Source organism: Thermosporothrix sp. COM3, assembly GCF_059696735.1.
Window position 1 is genome coordinate 2727342 of the sequence record NZ_AP019376.1, and the last position, 16776, is coordinate 2744117.

Annotated in this window: 15 protein-coding genes and 1 pseudogene; 8 read left to right on the forward strand and 8 right to left on the reverse strand. The window is 53.7% G+C overall.

Annotation, left to right across the window (positions count from 1 at the left end):
- Positions 1–158 precede the first annotated feature (158 nt).
- Positions 159–1013, reverse strand: a complete 855-nt coding sequence (locus tag KTH_RS11800) for an NmrA/HSCARG family protein (protein ID WP_497618789.1) — start codon at positions 1011–1013, stop codon at positions 159–161.
- A gap of 280 nt (positions 1014–1293) precedes the next feature.
- On the opposite strand from KTH_RS11800, the gene KTH_RS11805 reads away from it, so the two are divergent.
- The 4 genes from KTH_RS11805 to KTH_RS11820 all read left to right on the forward strand — a co-directional run bounded on the left by KTH_RS11805 (position 1294) and on the right by KTH_RS11820 (position 5527).
- The gene (locus KTH_RS11805; RefSeq protein ID WP_497618790.1) at positions 1294–2352 is read left to right on the forward strand and encodes a LacI family DNA-binding transcriptional regulator; all 1059 of its coding nucleotides are present in this window, start codon (positions 1294–1296) and stop codon (positions 2350–2352) included.
- Between the two features lie 39 nt (positions 2353–2391).
- On the forward strand, positions 2392–3624 hold the full coding sequence (locus tag KTH_RS11810; RefSeq protein WP_497618792.1) for a glycoside hydrolase family 16 protein: 1233 nt from the start codon (positions 2392–2394) through the stop codon (positions 3622–3624).
- Positions 3625–3872: 248 nt separating this feature from the next.
- The gene (locus tag KTH_RS11815; protein ID WP_497618794.1) at positions 3873–4292 is read left to right on the forward strand and encodes a TIGR03667 family PPOX class F420-dependent oxidoreductase; all 420 of its coding nucleotides are present in this window, start codon (positions 3873–3875) and stop codon (positions 4290–4292) included.
- 464 nt (positions 4293–4756) lie between these two features.
- Positions 4757–5527 (forward strand): DUF817 domain-containing protein, encoded by a 771-nt coding sequence (locus KTH_RS11820; protein WP_497618796.1) that lies wholly within the window; start codon positions 4757–4759, stop codon positions 5525–5527.
- A gap of 38 nt (positions 5528–5565) precedes the next feature.
- On the opposite strand, the pseudogene KTH_RS11825 reads toward KTH_RS11820, so the two are convergent.
- Positions 5566–6582: pseudogene (locus KTH_RS11825) on the reverse strand (aldo/keto reductase).
- Between the two features lie 169 nt (positions 6583–6751).
- Here KTH_RS11825 and KTH_RS11830 point away from each other — a divergent pair.
- Positions 6752–7405 (forward strand): sigma-70 family RNA polymerase sigma factor, encoded by a 654-nt coding sequence (locus KTH_RS11830; RefSeq protein WP_497618798.1) that lies wholly within the window; start codon positions 6752–6754, stop codon positions 7403–7405.
- On the opposite strand, the gene KTH_RS11835 is transcribed toward KTH_RS11830, so the two are convergent.
- Entirely contained in the window at positions 7292–8488 is a 1197-nt protein-coding gene (locus KTH_RS11835) for an RNA-guided endonuclease InsQ/TnpB family protein (RefSeq protein WP_497623234.1), read from the reverse strand. The two genes, KTH_RS11830 and KTH_RS11835, sit on opposite strands and share 114 nt — an antisense overlap.
- A 325-nt stretch (positions 8489–8813) precedes the next feature.
- On the opposite strand from KTH_RS11835, the gene KTH_RS11840 reads away from it, so the two are divergent.
- A complete protein-coding gene (locus tag KTH_RS11840) occupies positions 8814–9311 on the forward strand; it encodes an RrF2 family transcriptional regulator (protein WP_111321030.1) in 498 nt (165 codons plus the stop codon).
- Positions 9312–9387: 76 nt separating this feature from the next.
- Complete coding sequence (locus KTH_RS11845; RefSeq protein WP_497618801.1) at positions 9388–10146, forward strand: SDR family oxidoreductase; 759 nt, start codon at positions 9388–9390, stop codon at positions 10144–10146.
- A 21-nt stretch (positions 10147–10167) separates the two neighbouring features.
- Here the strand turns inward: KTH_RS11845 and KTH_RS11850 are convergent, their stop codons facing one another.
- Entirely contained in the window at positions 10168–11091 is a 924-nt protein-coding gene (locus KTH_RS11850) for a GNAT family N-acetyltransferase (protein ID WP_170142483.1), read from the reverse strand.
- Positions 11092–11394: 303 nt separating this feature from the next.
- Here KTH_RS11850 and KTH_RS11855 point away from each other — a divergent pair, with 303 nt between their 5' ends.
- Complete coding sequence (locus tag KTH_RS11855) at positions 11395–12606, forward strand: acetylornithine transaminase (RefSeq protein WP_111321036.1); 1212 nt, start codon at positions 11395–11397, stop codon at positions 12604–12606.
- Between the two features lie 68 nt (positions 12607–12674).
- Here the strand turns inward: KTH_RS11855 and KTH_RS11860 are convergent, their stop codons facing one another.
- From KTH_RS11860 to KTH_RS11875, 4 genes are all read right to left on the reverse strand, one after another.
- A complete protein-coding gene (locus tag KTH_RS11860) occupies positions 12675–13139 on the reverse strand; it encodes a PaaI family thioesterase (RefSeq protein ID WP_111321038.1) in 465 nt (154 codons plus the stop codon).
- A gap of 663 nt (positions 13140–13802) precedes the next feature.
- Complete coding sequence (locus KTH_RS11865) at positions 13803–14498, reverse strand: MFS transporter (protein WP_246046510.1); 696 nt, start codon at positions 14496–14498, stop codon at positions 13803–13805.
- Between the two features lie 319 nt (positions 14499–14817).
- On the reverse strand, positions 14818–15675 hold the full coding sequence (locus tag KTH_RS11870) for an LLM class flavin-dependent oxidoreductase (protein ID WP_170142485.1): 858 nt from the start codon (positions 15673–15675) through the stop codon (positions 14818–14820).
- Between the two features lie 188 nt (positions 15676–15863).
- The gene (locus KTH_RS11875; protein WP_111321044.1) at positions 15864–16766 is read right to left on the reverse strand and encodes an ABC transporter ATP-binding protein; all 903 of its coding nucleotides are present in this window, start codon (positions 16764–16766) and stop codon (positions 15864–15866) included.
- Between the last annotated feature and the right edge of the window lie 10 nt (positions 16767–16776).

Sequence of the window (16776 nt, forward strand, 5' to 3'; positions counted from 1 at the left end):
ATCCAGAAGTGCTGAGAGCACTCTTTATCACTTGTTCACCTGCTTCTATAGCACATTTACGCTTTAGCTTCTTTTATTCTCTATAACCAATATCCCTCAAACACTGTTGCTGCAAGAGGGAGAGAAAATGCAAGCTGCATCTCCCTCCGCACACCAGGCTATGCCAGGATAGCCTGCAATTGCTCCGCACCTTCCTTTTGCAGCCAGGTCGGAAAGTCCATTAGATCAGGATAGAGCTGGCGCAAAGCAGCACTATCGCTCTTAAAGCCGCCCGCTTCGATCAACTCATACGCCCGCGCAAGTTCTGGGCTCTGCTGACGAATCGTTTCAAGAGAAAGCTGTGTAAAGGTAACCTCATGCCCGGTTGCCTGGCTGATAGCGGCAACAATCTGAAGCGGTGTCGGCGCATCGCCAGCCAGTTCAAGCGTCTTGCCGAGGTATTGATCCGGCTCCTCGAATGCCAATGTGGCAAACATCCCGATATCACTGACCGCAATCATCGGATAGGGAGTATGTGGTTTCAGCGGAATAGCAAGCGTGCCCTGGACGACGCCATAGAGCGGATGCGCCATCGAATCCATAAAGCCAGCAGGCCGTAATATGGTTGCAGGCAAACCAAGCTTCCAGATATGCTGCTCGATCTCCCACTTGGGCGTATTCACGTTGTTCTGAAAAAGCTCTTCCGCGTTGCTGATCGACGTATAGATAAAATGGCGTACACCAGCTTCTAGCGCGGCTTCAGCAATATTCTTTCCCTGTTCGCTCTCCTGTTCATTATGAGGCAAGACGCTGAAGACGCCGTAGACGCCCTGCATTGCTCGCACCACTGAAGCGCGATCATTCAGGTCACCCTGCACAATTTCGGCACCCGCACGCTGAAGCTGTGTGGCGGCCTCCGGGCGACGTACAAACGCCCTGACCTGCCATCCCTTCGCCAACAGATGCCGGGCCGTCGCGCTTCCCTGCTGGCCGTTTGCACCGAATACGAGAATCATGCGTTCTTTCATGCTCATCCTGTTTTCCTTACCTGAGATTTCAGATACCTACTTCAATTGTCCACAGTATATGCTCTATACGTGATGCATACAAATCCTATTCCACATATCGTTATGAAAATAGCACATAAGCAAGTACGCGATATCTTCTATCCCTCCGCTTTTCCCTTCCCATCGTCCAAAGAAGGAGTAGAGCGTTACAAGCACCTGGAAACTTGCTACAAAAATACTTGACAGAAACCGGTTTCTCAGGTACTGTTCTTCCTATAAGCTGGTTCCACAAAGGGGAGCAACCGGAATGCAAGGAAGCAACACTCAGAGAAAGCTCACCATCCAGGACATCGCACGGCTGGCAGGCGTTTCAAAAGCGACTGTTTCACGCGTGCTGAACCACCGGCCTTCCGTCAATTCAAGCCTGCGCGAACGCGTGCTGCGCACTATTCACGAATACGGGTTTATCCCGAATGCGACAGCGACAGGGCTTGCCAGCGGACATACACGCCTGCTCGGGGTGCTTGCCCCTCCTCTGACATGGCCCGCCATCCCTGAAATCATGCGCGGTGTCGCCGAATACATCGAGGGTTCCCCCTATGAAATCGTGCTCTACAGTATCAGCTTCGAGCGCAATCATTCCGATGTGCTTGATCGCATTCTCTCAATGAGCATGGTGTCTGGACTTCTGGCTATCCTGCCGGGTGGCCTCGGTCGTTATCTCTATCAGCGGTTTCATCTGGGCCTGCCTCTGGTGGTGATCGACGATCAGAAAGTCCCGGCACAGGTTCCCAGGGTCGGCATCGACAACGTGAACAGTGCATACACTGCCACGCGCTACCTGCTTGAGCTTGGCCACAGGCGGATTGCTCATATCCAGGGACCGCTACACTATCTTTGCAGTCAGGAGCGATATCAAGGATATTGTCGCGCTCTCGAAGAGGCGGGAATTACGCCAGACCCGAACCTGTTGCTTCAGGGAAGCTTCGAGGTTGAAAGTGGACAGCGATGCGCGGAAACGCTCTTCTCCCGCCCCCGCAACGCGTGGCCCACCGCTATCTTTTCAGCAAACGATCAGATGGCCTATGGCGTTATGGATGTCGCCGAGCGGCTCGGGGTGCGCATTCCCGAAGATGTCTCGCTTGTTGGCTTCGATGATAACATGCTCTCGGCCCACCTCAGACCACCGTTGACTACAGTGCATCAGCCATTCTCGGATATGGGCTTCAAGGCGGTTGAGCTCCTGCTGAACATGCTTGACTCACAGCACTCAAAACAGCAGGAAGAGTGTTCTATACACCTCCAGCTCCCCACACAGCTCTGCATCCGGAAGTCGAGCGGTCCACCATACTACCTTTCGTCCTGAATGGTACAGCGCAATAACATACAGAAAGGAGTCTACGTGATGAAGCGAAAGGTATTTGCAGTTCTGCTTGCGTTTTGCTGCATTTCTTCGATCTTCCTGCTCCAGCTCGGCAATAAACCGGCACCGGCACAGGCAGCCTCCTGGGATCTCGTGTGGAGCGACGAGTTCAACGGGACAGCCGGCTCGGGCGTGAATACCTCTAACTGGCTCTATGATCAGGGTACAGGCTATGGCTGCTCAGGTTGCCCGGCCAACTGGGGAACCGGCGAAGTTGAGGTCATGACGAACAGCACGCGAAACGTCTATCAGGACGGAGCCGGGCACCTTGCGATCAAACCAATACGCGAATCCAATGGAACCTGGACATCAGGACGTATCGAGACACAGCGAACAGACTTTGCGGCACCGGCTGGCGGCATGCTTGCCGTTGAGGGCTCCATCCAGCTTCCCAACGTCACTGGCGCTGGTGCGGCAGGCTACTGGCCCGCCTTCTGGATGCTTGGCGCACCGTTCCGTGGCAACTACCTCAACTGGCCAAGCGTCGGTGAAATCGATATCATGGAGAACGTCAATGGCCTGAATACGACCTGGGGTACATTCCACTGTGGCTACTATGGCGGCGGCCCCTGCAATGAGCCAAACGGCATCGGAGGCCAGCGCAACTGTTCCCCGACGACCTGTCAGGCAAGCTTCCATACCTACCGCATTGAATATGATCGCAGTGTTTCGCCGGAAGTGATCCGCTGGTATCAGGACGGCGTGCTCTTCTGGCAGGTTGAGCAGAATCGATCAGGCATGGATGATACCACATGGCGCAACGCCCTGAATCATGGCTTCTTCATCATCCTGAATGTGGCGATGGGTGGCGGCTTCCCGGGAGCTTTTGGAGGCGGTCCGACCGGCTCTACCGTCTCTGGGGCGCCGATGCTGGTTGACTATGTGCGCGTCTATACCTCAAAGGGCTCCGCTAGCACTCCCACACCTCCGCCTTCTAACTGCACCGATTTCAAGTACGGAGTCGATAAAACCGGCTCCACCACAGCACGGCCCTGGTTCCAACCCTGCGGCTGGACGGCAGGCTATGTGATCCTGCACTATACGCGCCCCGGCCTCTCCCAACAGAACGTCTACATGAATTACAACAGCGGTGCGGGACGTTGGGAGTACGATGTGAGCAGCCTGAGTTCCGGGCAAACGCTACAGTATTCCTTTACCTATCAACGCAACGGGCTCCAGTATGATACAGGATGGTCTTCCTGGACACAGAGTTAGCGGCTGACCAGAGGGATCGGGCACAGACGTCCGGTCCCTCTTCTTCTCCGCTTCATGCATAGATATTTCTAGAATGTTCTTGCCAGGTATCTACCAGTAGCGATCTCAGCAAAAGTGCTACCTACCAATAGAAAACTTTTTTGCGTCTCTTTCATTGTTGTATTTAATTGCCCCTTCTCGCTCTATGGGGTATGATAGACAGAGAATAGCCTATTGCCACTTCGTTCTTCTGAGAAAGGATTGAAAGTATGCTCGATACGAATACAGAATGGGGAAAACACGCCGAGCAACGTCTACGTTCCGATCTAATCGGTTGGTTGACAACGGTCAGCTCTTCAGGGAAACCCTTTACGGTACCCATCTGGTTCCTGTGGGATGGTAACAGTATTCTGCTCTTCAGCCAGCCCGGAAAGCTGAAACTCCGCAATATCCAGCAGAACCCGCATGTCACGCTTGTACTGGATGACACCAAAGGCGGCGTCGATATCGTCATTGTGGAGGGCACCGCTGAGCATCTTCAGGACCCCAATCTCAAGGCTACGCTCCCTGAGTATGTGCAGAAATATATCGCGAAGATGAAAGCAATGGGCTGGACAGCCGAACAAATGGCGAGCAACTATTCAGAACCCATTCGGATCACGCCCACCAAAATCAGGGCATGGGGCTAGATTCCCCCCAAAGAAAGAACCTCTTTGCCACACATGCCAGGGGTTCTTTCTCTGCTTCCTCACGCACGACATCACCGCATCATAGCTTATTCCTCTCCCCCTTTACGGTCGCCGTCCACCAGAAACCATATTCCCCCATTGGGTCAGAATCGTACTGGTGCGTGATGACATCCCGCCAGTAAGAGCGGGGAATTCCCTATAGAAGTAAAAAGTACAGGACACAGATGTAGAAGGTGCTTCTCGTGCCTTGCTCAATTTCCTGAAAACGATGGTGGATGATGTTTTGCACCCCTATTTCACGCCAGCACGATCAAAAACCGGGTAGCAGAAAAAGAGGTCCTATACCTATTTCAGGCTTGTCCCGAAACCACAGATGAGACTCCTCAGTGCAACGAAAGCGATCACTCAAAACCTTTCTCCACGCCGCATCTCCCTCTTATACTCAGCATGAATAAGGAGGTTTTATGAAGCAATGGCTCGTTACTCTGGTCCATTTTGGTGTGCAGGAAGCGTTATCATGTCTCTTTCCAGTACTCATTTTTGCGTCCCTTGCTCTGACGCAGCTTTTTGCCCTGCCCCAACGCTATGACTGGATGCTTGTCATCTGCCTGCTGATTCAATGGGGGATGTATCGCAGCGGGCTGGAAACTCGAACCGAGATAGCGCTGATCTCGCTTTTCCATCTCATCGGGCTGATCATGGAACTGTATAAGGTGCATATGGGCTCCTGGTCCTATCCAGAATATGCATGGACAAAAATAGGGGGTGTACCACTCTACAGCGGCTTTTTGTATGCCAGCGTTGCCAGTTATATCATGCAGGCATGGAAGCGGCTACAGCTCTCTATCCAACACTGGCCTTCCCTCTTACTGGTGATACCGCTTGGCATGCTCATCTACGCGAACTTTTTTACGCACCATTTTCTCCCGGATATGCGTTGGATCCTGATGGCGCTCCTGGTGCTGGTTTTCTGGCCCACCAGTGTGTACTTTACCGTCAATAAGCAGAGATATAGAATGCCCTTGCTGCTTGCGTTCCTTCTGATTGGCTTCTTTATCTGGCTCGCGGAAAACATCGCTACCTACTTCCACGCCTGGGCCTATCCGCAGCAGCTTCAGAGCTGGCACCCGGTCTCACCCGATAAGATCAGTTCATGGTTTTTGTTCGTGTTACTGGCACTATTTATCATCAGTCCTATGAAGCAGGCAAAGCACTATACTTATAAACCAGGATAAAAGAAAAGGGGACCTCGCACAAGGTCCCCGTATCAACCTTATCGTCTGATCGAATCGTCCTCCTGCAAAAACTCCCAGGTCAGGTATTCCTCAGGCACACGGCTCACTTCATCCAGTCGTGCAAGCTCATCGACAGTCAATTGAATATCAGCAGCCGCCAGATTCTCTGCAAGCTGATTTGAGCGCTTCGCCCCCACAATCACGCTGGTAACAGCCGGCTGATGCAATAGCCACGCAAGCGCGATACTCGACACCGAGGTCTCATGCGCCTCCGCAATCTCCCGGAGCACATCCAGGATGGCGAATCCCCTTTCCCTATCAACCGGAGGGAAGGCGAACTTCGTATGGCGATCCTCATCGCTGCCCTGCTGCTCACGGCTATATTTGCCCGACAGGAAACCGCCAGCCAGTGGGCTCCAAACCAGCAAGCCCATCTTCTGATCTTGCATCGCCGGAATGATTTCGCGCTCCAACTCGCGCGCAGCAAGCGAGTAATACGCCTGGTTGCTCTTGAATGCATGCAATCCGTTTCGCTCAGAGATCCCTCGCGCCTTCATGATCTGCCAGGCAAACAGGTTCGAGCAGCCAATGTAACGCACTTTGCCGCTCCGAACCAGATCATCCAGCGCGCGCAGCGTATCCTCCCAATCGGTGAGCCGATCAGGATTGTGAATCTGATAGAGGTCGATATAGTCGGTGCCTAGCCGTTTGAGACTTGCTTCAACCTGCCGCATGATGTGAAGCCGCGATAGCCCGAGTTCGTTCGGGCCGGAACCAACACGCCCCCGTACCTTTGTTGCTATCAACACGTCCTGACGATGTCCTTTTAAGGCCTTGCCAAGCAGTTCTTCAGAGCGCCCATTCGCATAGATATTAGCGGTATCAAAGAGGTTCACACCTGCATCCAACGCCTGCCTGACAAGCTGATTCGCCGCCTGCTCTTCCAGGCCACCAAACACGCCCTATGAATCATTCTCCCCGCCACCGAATGTCATCGCACCAAAGCTTACGGCTGAAACGAGAACTCCTGTTGCTCCAAGAAGACTGTACTTCATTTACTGACTTCCTTTCCATACGCTATACATCGAAATTGTGTTACTGGCTCGTCCCGGTCGGGAATAGCCGGCCGCTTGCTCGCTGTTTCTCTTTAGCGAGTACACTTCTATGACGGCATTCTTACAAAATGATGCATATTTTTTTGCGCTGGAAGAAAGGATTTTTGTCGTGAACGAACAGGATTCCTGGACCCAATGGTATGAGCCACTGAAGCGCTTTACAGCCTCAAAAGTGCAGGATCCCACAGCGGTCGATGACATTCTTCAGGATACGTTCTTGAAAGCCTATAGCCATAGCGCTAGCCTGCGCGACCCTCAGAAGCTCCGTTCCTGGCTGTATCAGATTACCGCAAACACGATCGCCGATTATTACCGCAAGCAACAGCCGCTCATCGAAATCGAGGACATAACCGCGCTTGAGATCGAGGAACCAGAGCATACATCTGATCTTCTTCAGAAAGCAGCCGCTGATGCAAGAAACATGCTGCCACTCCTTCCGTCGCTCTACCGTGAGGCACTTGAGCTGACCGACCTTCGTGGGATGTCACAAAAAGAACTGGGGGAAAAGCTCGGTATCTCTTTCTCAACAGCTCGTTCCCGGGTTCAGCGGGCACGCCAGATGCTCAAAGATCTGATGAGGGGTTGCTGCCTAATCGTCACAGATCAGTACGTTGACACTCCCCAGGCCAGAAGGGCGGGGATTCTTCCTTCATCCAGCCTGCTTGCGCGGCGCCGCAGTGCGACGACGCGTAGCGGCAGGCTGTCCAGAAGCGTTCGACGAGACACCCTCGTCGGTTCCCGTCTGCCCGACGGTACCCTGTAGCGCTTTGTGCAAGATATTCAAGGCGGCATTGTGATCGCGGTCGAGGAGCAGCCCACAGCCGGGACACAGATGGGTACGCATACTCAACGTCTTCTTGACCCGCTGTCCACAACGAGAACAGTCCTGAGTCGTAAAGGCCGGTTCCACCCCGATCACCGGAACACGATGCAGCGTGCCATCGTATCTCACCCACCAGAGAAAGCGACCCCACGCCGCATCAGCGATACTCTTGGCCAGATGACGATTCTTGACCAGGTGACGGATCTGCAAGGCTTCATAGGCAATCACGTCGTGAGACGAGACAAGCACGTTCGCCTGCTTTCTGGCGACATCCTCGCGCTGCCGTTGCACCTTGAGATACGCTTTGCTAAGGGCTTGACGGGCTTTCTTGCGATTGGCGGAGCGCTTCTGCGTCTTCGAGAGCCGACGATGCAGCCGCTTGAGCCGCCGTTCCGCTTTGCGCAAATACCGGGGAGGAGCCACGGTGTTGCCTTCGGAGTCAGTGAAGAAGGCACGCAGCCCCAGATCAATGCCTACCTGCTTGCCAGTGGGCTGATGCTCAACGCGTCGCGTGGCCGCCACCGCAAATTGGCAAGAGTACCCATCAGCCCGCCGGAGCAGTCGTACCCGCTTGATCTGTGAGAGGGGAAAGGTCATGATATCGCGCGAGCCGATGAGGCGCAGCCGGCCAATGCCACAGCCATCTGTGAAGCGAATATGAATGCCATCGGCCTCCAGCTTCCAGCCCGTCTGCTTGTCCTCGACACTGCGACAATCATGCTGGAACTGAGGATAGCCCTTCTTTCCTGGTTTCTTCTTCTTACAATGCTCATAGAAGCGGGCGATGGCAGCCCACGCCCGATCAGCGGCAGCTTGCCGGGCCTGTGAGTTGAGGGAGAGAGCAAAGGGGAATTGTTTAGCAAGCACAGCACAAGAGCGCTGCAGGTCATTCCTGGAGACGCCACGTGCATCCATCCAGAGGCGCAGGCACGTGTTGCGAATGAACTGGGTGGTGCGGATGGCTTCCTCGATGGCGGCGAATTGCGCCTTCGACCCATCGAGCTTGTATTCATAGACCAGCATCCCTTGCTCCTCGTTCGTCCTCACTATCTTCATGTATTCTAACACGACGATTATCTTCTGTCAAGCGAAGGGGAATGTCCTGCCGCTGCTGGCTTCCTGCGCCATCCATCCCCTTGGCTGAAGCCAGGGGCCTTCTGCCGCTTTTTGGTAACATCCTTGAATATGAGTATCTTCAGGCGACGCCTCGCCCATTGGAACAGAAGCGCCGGGGCCGCCCCAGAAAGCAGCCGATCCCACAATAATACAATCCCTTGACAGCTTCTCGAATAATATGATACGCTCTTGACAGATATCGTAGACAACCCTTATCTCTAATTGGAGCATTATGAAATTCAGCATTGGTGTAGAATATGGCCTGCATAGCCTGCTCTGCCTTGTACAGCTCCCGGAAGGTAACTATCTGGGCATCAAGGAGCTGGCAACCTATCTCGGGATATCGGAAACATATCTCTCCAAAATCATGACCAAGCTCCAAAAAGCGGGTCTTGTCCACTCTACCCCTGGTGTCAAAGGGGGGTACGAGCTGGCGCATCCAGCAAGCGAGATCACGTTCTGGGATGTTGTCGAAGCTGTCGAGGGACGCTCTCCGTTCTTTCAGTGCCAGGAGATTCGCCGAAACTGCGTGCTCTATGAAGGCAAAAAGCCGCGACGTCAAGGCATGTGTAAGATTCATCAGACGATGCTGGAAGCAGAAAATCTGATGCGCGAATTCTTAGGGCAGAAGACGCTAAGCGATCTCTATGAGCGCTTTAGCCAGGGAGTAGAACCGGAATTTCTTCAAGCCAGCGAGGCATGGCTGCGAAACGCTGCAACCGAACGGTGAGGTGTTTTTTTATTCCCAATTAGAGATAACATCTATCTTTAATAGAGCTTATAGACGAGAAAGGAAGGAAAAAAGTATGTCAACGATATTGGTAACCGGGGCGACTGGCAAGCTAGGACGCGAAGTGGTATATCAGCTCCAACAACATCAACATGTTGTTCGTACTTATAGTCGACAGGCACCATCTCTTCAGAATGTCACCGTCTATCAGGGCGATATCCGCACCGGCAGCAGCCTGTTGGAAGCGACCAACGGCGTCGATGCGATCATTCACTGCGCCAGCCTGCGAGACGAAACCAATGCAACAGAGCTTCAGGGCATAGAGCGCCTGCTTGAAGCCGCACAGGGTCGACCGCATATTGTCTATATTTCCATCGTTGGCATAGACAAAACAACGTACCCCTACTATCAGGCAAAATACAGGGTTGAGCAAGTTCTGGAGCAATCGGGCGTCCCTTATACCATCCTGCGGACCACCCAGTTTCACAACTTCGTCCTGAGAATCATAACCGAGGCAGAAGATCCAGCTATGGGAACCATCACGATTCCTGAGCGCATGCGCTTCCAGACCATCGATATCGCCGATGTTGCCCATGCATTGATTGAGTTTGCCGAACAGGGGCCAGCCGGACGTGCTCCCGACATGGGCGGGCCGCAGATTCTTTCCCTTGAGGAGATGGTTGAGATCTACAAACAGATATACCACAAGCAAGCAACCACTCAATATGACCCAAACGGGACCCTTCTCAGCGTTTTTCAATCAGGAATAAACCTGGTACCAGAACGAGCGGTCGGCCGTATTACCTGGGACACATTTCTACGTAACCGTGCATAAGGGCTTCGCTTGCCAGGCTGCTTATTCCAGCTCAAACGCGACAGGCCATATTACCCGGCCCGGTGCTCGCTGTTTGTGTTGCACCATAGAAAGATAGGCTTCGATGATCTCAGAGCCAAATGAACACATCATAGCAGCCTTCCATGTGGTACACGTTGCCGCACCAAATGCCGGGGTAGACGCCGAGGAGGGATGCAGTGGCAGCACGTATTCTTCCTCGGAGATATTTGAGGAACAAGCCATAATTGCGACGATCGCCCGGGCGGCCTCGTGATCCTGCGCGAGGAAAACAAGCGGTTTTGTTGGTTCCTTGCTATGCGTACGCGTATAGCCAACAATCTCCCCCTCGCGTGTATAGACGGTTGCCTGGATGGTTGGATTCGGGCTGAGCCAGTCAAGCAGGTCAGTGCCCGGGTCCAGCGCCGCATCAACGGCCCCCTCTTCATGCTCCCAGAGCGCGTGTAAAGCCGGAACATCCTCATAGATAGGCTTCCGCATACAGACTGTACCGGCCCCCCGTTTCTCGCAGGGTACAACCAGCTCTGAAACTCCAAAAGCGCCCGTCTGATAGCCAAAACGCGGATAATAGTCGGGATGACCGAGCAGCACGCTTCCCTGATAGCCTTTTGCCGCAGCTAATCGATGCCCTTCCATGATAAGCTGGCTGCCGATTCCCTGGCCCTGATATGCCGGATCAACCGCGATCGGCGCAAGGTTTACTACCGGAACCGTCTGCTCAAGCAGACGCATACGCTGCGGCGAAAACAGGGCATGCCCGACGATATGGCCATCTCTTTCAGCAACCAGTGATAATTCGGGATCGAATGACCTGCGCTGGCGTAATAAGGCAACAATTATCGCCTCTGTCGCGCGATTATCGAATGCACGGGCATGGAGCGCGCCAATAACTGCATAATCGCTGAAGACCTCAGATCGAATATTCATATCATCATTCTCCTTATAAGAGACAATCCCTCTCTTTTGAGATGATATCATGCCCGCTCAAAAGGAGCAATAATGGAAAGAAGGTCATCTATAGCAGAAAAGACGACGCATCACAAGGCGAACCTCTCCACCTTCTCCCAGTACCAATACCCCATATACTTGAAGCCAACAGCGGCCAGAGTGTACAATAGACCGCAACTGATGAGTTCCCGGCGTTGCGATCCTTCAGTTTCCAGCCGCCGGGGCTCTTCTTTTTTTATACAGGTCTTTGCGTCCACCCATTTTTGAAAGGACCTCTTACGTATGACAACAGTACATGAACGCGATTGGGTCGCCCTTGAACACCAATATTATCAGGGCACATTTAAACGCCTGCCGCTGACACTTGTGCGCGGCGAGGGAGTTCGTGTCTGGGATAGCGAGGGCAAGGAATACCTTGATCTGGTAGCGGGTATTGCCGTCAACGTGCTCGGATACTGTCATCCCGCGATTATCAAGGCAGTGCAAGAACAGGTCACGCAGCTTGTTCACACATCAAACCTGTTTTATAACATTCCGCAGGTTGAGCTGGCAGAACAACTGGGCAAGCTCAGCGGCGGCATGCGCTCCTTCTTCTGCAACAGCGGCGCGGAAGCCAACGAGGCAGCCATCAAGCTGGCCCGCAAATATGGCCGCTTGCATCGTAATGGAGCCTACGAAGTCATCAGCATGCACAACAGCTTTCACGGTCGCACGCTTGCCACCACAGCCGCCACCGGTCAGCCCTCCTATCAGGCCGCCTGGACCCCGCTTCCAGACGGCTTTCAGCAAGTTCCATTGAACGACCTTGACGCCGTGAAGGCAGCCACCAGTGAGAAAACTGTAGCTATTCTGGTTGAGGTTGTACAGGGCGAGGGTGGCATCTGGCCTACTACTAAAGAATTCATGCAGGGCCTGCGCCAGTGGTGCGACGAGCAGAACCTTGTGCTGATCTGCGACGAGATTCAGGCAGGCATGGGCCGAACAGGTACTTTCTTTAGCTGGGAACAGTACGGCATCCGCCCGGACATCGTTACGCTGGCCAAAGGGCTGGCAGGCGGCGTGCCCATCGGCGCAATGCTGACCGGACCGCGCACCGATCTCTTCACCCCTGGCGAACACGGGACAACTTTTGGCGGCAACCCGCTTGCCTGCTCTGCCGGTGTCGCCACTCTCAAAACCATTCTTGAGGAGAAGCTGATTGAGAACGCGGCACAGATGGGTGCCTACTGGCACGAACACCTGAGTTCTCTGTGCAGCAAGTATCCCATCATCGACAGCCCGCGAGGGCTCGGCCTGATGCGTGCCGTGCATGTCAAGCATGAGCTTGCCCCCGCACTGGTTGAGCGTGCAATGGCACATGGACTGTTGCTCAACAACCCGTCAAAGGATACCATCCGCATGATCCCACCTCTGACGATCACTCGCGCCGACCTGGATCAGGCGGCAGCGCTGCTCGAACGGGCGCTACAGGATGTTACCGCAAGCGTACAATAATCGGCAAACAAGCTGTGGGTTGCTCTCTTCGGAGAGAGCCCACACCCTGTATCGATTCGGAGTGTATTTCACGTTTTCGGAGCCAGACGAACCGCTATTACCTCGCCACGTGCACACACTTCGTCCTGTGAAAACACACCGCACTCCACCCGCATCTTGCGCTCTGTCTGCTCCCTGACAGTAGCCCGAAGTGTCACAGGATGGGCCATCGAGGTTGGCTTGAGATACTGTAACGATGCCGTTATATAAATAATCGCGGGCTCACTACTCCAGGCAACGTTCTCATCGCGATGCGCGACCATCATCGCGGTACAAACACTATGGCAATCAATCAACGAAGCAATAATCCCGCCAGAGAGAATATCAGGCCAGGCAGCAGTATGATGCGCTTGAGGCCGCCAGACACAGATTGTTCCCTCTCCATCTTCTGCCCAATAACTCTTCAGTTGCAGCCCGTATTGATTATTACAGCCACATCCCCAACAATAACTGGTACTGCCTGCAAAGATATCCTGAAAAGCACTTTTCTCCACAGCATAACTCTTCCTTTTATTTACCTGTTACACTACATAACAATCATACTTAATCACAAGTTTTTTTGCTTTGTCAAATCGAAAATTGCACGTGGAGCAAAAAATTCAGGCTTACATATAAATAGCACAACCGCGCTCTTCAAGCCGACACAACCAGCGTGGTACCGCTCTTAACTTATTCCAGCGCACTGATAGCTTTCTCTTCCTCAAGTATTTCCTGACTATGACCCATGCCCACTTTCTCCTTTTAGAATCAGGCGCCTCCCGCTAGATCGCTACCAATGCCTCAACGTGGAAGAAGCGGCAACAGGATCGTATCCATCTCTTATCCCTGCTGCCCTCGATCACCATAAGAAACTGGGGATAAAGGAAGCTTGCTACCGGCAACCTCTTAGCCAAAGAAAAGAATCGCATGCCCATTGCTTTTCCCCATTACAATCACCCGTCACTGAATCGGCCCAGGAAGCCCCGTCTTCAGGCAAGAGAGGAATAAGTGTCTGTTCAGATGACGTTCATTGGCATGCGATTCTTACGGTTCACTCTGTACTACAAGCGCTATCTATGGAGTAGAAGCCCGATCAATTGCCCCAAACGCTTCGGCGCCCAGTTCCCAGTTCAAGGCCTCAGCATTTTCCCGAGCATGGTGAGCGCTTGTTGCACCATCTACGCGCCAGCCGGGATAGGCTCTCCTTTGGGTTCGTGAGCGCGTGACCGCAACACGATAAGTGCGATCAGCAGTCCAACAGCCATCGGAATTGCAGCGATCAGGAAAGCGTTCTGTATGCCCTGATTCAGCACACCCTCGATATTGCCACCACTCAACCCGCTTACGCCAGCATAGGCGACCGCCTCAAACACCGCAAGGCCAAGCGCGTTCCCGACCTGCTGCGTGGTACTTGCCATCCCCGACGCAATCCCCTGCTCCTGCTCATGCGTACCCGCCGCTGCCGCAATCCACATGGCAGTCCAGACGATCCCCTGTCCCAGACCCGCGATAATCCCAACAATCAACAGGTTCAGCAGGTACGGACCAGATGGCGGCAACACAAACGCCAGCACCACAAACATTACCGCACCAATAGCGAGACCAAGTGCCAGCGTGGCACGCGTCCCGATCCTGGTCGCCAACGCTCCACCAAGATTCGTCCCGACCATGACCGCCAGTGAGAGCGGCAATGAGACAAGCCCGGCTTCCAGTGGCGAAACATGATGCACCTGCTGGAGCCAGATCGTCAACAGATATGGCTGCACTCCAAAGGTTCCCATGAAGATAGCAGTAATCCCCATCGACGCGATCAAGCTCCGATTGCGGAACAGTCGCAAGGGCATCAGAGGTTCTTTCGTGCGGGCTTCGATCACAAAGAAGACGACAAACAATACCAGCGACGCAAGAATAATTCCGATGCCAGACCGAGCAAAGCCAGAATCCAGCCAGCATGTCGCGTTTTACCACTCATAGTTATGTCCTTTTGAAGACTCCTGATGTTCTTCGCCCCATTTTGGAACAAACAGTACAACTTTTTCTGGAATGACTGGATTATATTCCAAAAAAAAGTTGTGATGTCAAGCGTTTTGCAGACCACAATCAAGAGTTTTCTCGGCAGACATAGAAAAAGGGCAGCACTGGCATGCTTACCCCTCGATTATTCATGAACGATCGGTCAAATGATCCTGCTTTTTAGTGCTCCTTCGGGACAGGTGGCCCCTGACGCAGCGTAGCCCGCGTCACCTCTGGATCTGGTTCCATCACATATTGCAGGCCCCAGGTCGTCCCCTCGGCAGCATAGGCGCGCAGAAGCTCCTGCCCCTTCTCATCATGCATCTGGAACAAAGGCAAATTGATGACAATATCAAAGGGCGTGCTTGCTACACGACGCTCCTCAAGCAACTGTTTCATCTGCCGCACCTCATCAGGCATGATTGTCCTATAGGAGCCATCCGGATTGACCGCAAACGGTGTCGCGCCATCGAAGCGAGCGGCGCGGGCCAGTGGCTTCTTACGCGGCCATAGCCAGCCGATCCAGATGGGAATGCGTGGCTGCTGCAACGACGCGGGTAGCAGCGTCACCTCCTTGATGTGGTAGAACTCGCCATCAAAGCTGAAAGGCTTGCCACTCCACAGGCCCTCAAAAATGGCCAGGCTTTCATCAAGCAAACGTCCACGCTTCCTGCTATCCATCTCCTCGCCGAACAGCTCAAAACCCCGATCATGCTCATCACCCGAGCCGATCCCAAGTATGAGCCGCCCACCGGAAAGATGATCCAGCGTTGTCGCCTCGCGGGCCATTTTCCAGGGACGCCGCCGCGTAGGAGCAGTCACCCAGGGACCGAGTTTGACCCGCTTGGTGCTCAACGCCATCGCCGTCATCGCCATCCAGGGATCATTGGCAGGCAAACCTTCAAACCCTTGCATCTGAATAGTATCATTCAGAAAAACGCCATCCCATCCCGCTTGCTCAGCCTCACGAGCAAGCTCGGCCAGCACACGCACATCGCTATACTTGCCAAAATTGGGAAACACGATGCCAAATTGCATATCCTCAATCTCCTCTTTGTAGAACAGAAACTTGCTCAAGATCCCCATACATGAAAGACATCCAGAGCATAATAGATCAGCTATATACTGGTTCCATTTATTCTATTCCTTCGCTCCTGTCTTCCTTCTGTCGGGTATTCTAGAGTATGACACCGTGTCAGAGTCAAGCGTTTTTCTAAGCATACAATCTAGAAGACCGAAACCTGCTGACGCCGCTCCGCATGCTGACGCCGCAACCAGACATACCCATCTTCCAGCGTTGGTGCTACCGGTTGCACAGCTCGCACCGGCCCATCCGGTTTCGGACCAACCACTCGATATAGCACCTCATGCCGCTGTGGAAGCGCCGAGATGACACTGAGCTCTCGTGGCAAGACCGCATCAGGCGTAGCCAGCAATTGCCACGTAGCACCCTCTGCCGCCGCAGTCAACTGGCGTGTGAAGCCATCAAAGACCAGTTGTCCCTGATCGAGCACGGCCAGGCGCTCACAGGTTTGGCTGATATCCTCCACAATATGGGTTGAGAGAATCACAATTCGATCCTCGGCAAGCCCGGTCAGCAGGGTGCGCAGGCGTATTCGTTCTTCGGGATCAAGGCCAGCGGTCGGCTCGTCGATCACAATTACCTGAGGATCACCTAGAAGCGCCTGAGCAAGCCCCAGACGCCGCTTCATTCCTCCGGTATAGGCACTTACCTTCTGGTTCGCCTTCTCGGTCAGGTTCACAAGCTGAAGCAGGGCATCGATCTGTGTTCGTCGCTCGCGTCGCTGATAGAGCCCTTTGAGCAGGCCCATGTAATCCAGGAACTCCCGGCCCGTCAATTCGGGATAGAAAGAGAGCTCCTGCGGAAGATAGCCCAGGCTGGCTCGCATCGCCTTGCGCTGTGCCCGCTGCCTCAAATCAAACGCACCGGCAAGCACGCGCCCGCTCGTTGGCTGCAACAACGTCGCCAGAATGCGGAGCAAAGTCGTTTTCCCGGCTCCATTGGGCCCAAGCAGGCCGAACATACCACGCTCAATCCGAACAGAGATCGCCTTTAATGCTTCATATGATCCATAGTGCTTTGTCAGATGATCAATCACAATTTCCATAGTATGGCCC

Excerpts from the sequence above, each read along its gene's own strand:
- KTH_RS11800 (WP_497618789.1), bottom strand. The coding sequence starts at position 1,013 with ATGAGCATGAAAGAACGCATGATTCTCGTATTCGGTGCAAACGGCCAG.
- KTH_RS11805 (WP_497618790.1), top strand. The coding sequence starts at position 1,294 with ATGCAAGGAAGCAACACTCAGAGAAAGCTCACCATCCAGGACATCGCA.
- KTH_RS11810 (WP_497618792.1), top strand. The coding sequence starts at position 2,392 with ATGAAGCGAAAGGTATTTGCAGTTCTGCTTGCGTTTTGCTGCATTTCT.
- KTH_RS11815 (WP_497618794.1), top strand. The coding sequence starts at position 3,873 with ATGCTCGATACGAATACAGAATGGGGAAAACACGCCGAGCAACGTCTA.
- KTH_RS11820 (WP_497618796.1), top strand. The coding sequence starts at position 4,757 with ATGAAGCAATGGCTCGTTACTCTGGTCCATTTTGGTGTGCAGGAAGCG.
- KTH_RS11835 (WP_497623234.1), bottom strand. The coding sequence starts at position 8,488 with ATGCTGGTCTATGAATACAAGCTCGATGGGTCGAAGGCGCAATTCGCC.
- KTH_RS11840 (WP_111321030.1), top strand. The coding sequence starts at position 8,814 with ATGAAATTCAGCATTGGTGTAGAATATGGCCTGCATAGCCTGCTCTGC.
- KTH_RS11845 (WP_497618801.1), top strand. The coding sequence starts at position 9,388 with ATGTCAACGATATTGGTAACCGGGGCGACTGGCAAGCTAGGACGCGAA.
- KTH_RS11850 (WP_170142483.1), bottom strand. The coding sequence starts at position 11,091 with ATGAATATTCGATCTGAGGTCTTCAGCGATTATGCAGTTATTGGCGCG.
- KTH_RS11855 (WP_111321036.1), top strand. The coding sequence starts at position 11,395 with ATGACAACAGTACATGAACGCGATTGGGTCGCCCTTGAACACCAATAT.
- KTH_RS11870 (WP_170142485.1), bottom strand. The coding sequence starts at position 15,675 with ATGCAATTTGGCATCGTGTTTCCCAATTTTGGCAAGTATAGCGATGTG.
- KTH_RS11875 (WP_111321044.1), bottom strand. The coding sequence starts at position 16,766 with ATGGAAATTGTGATTGATCATCTGACAAAGCACTATGGATCATATGAA.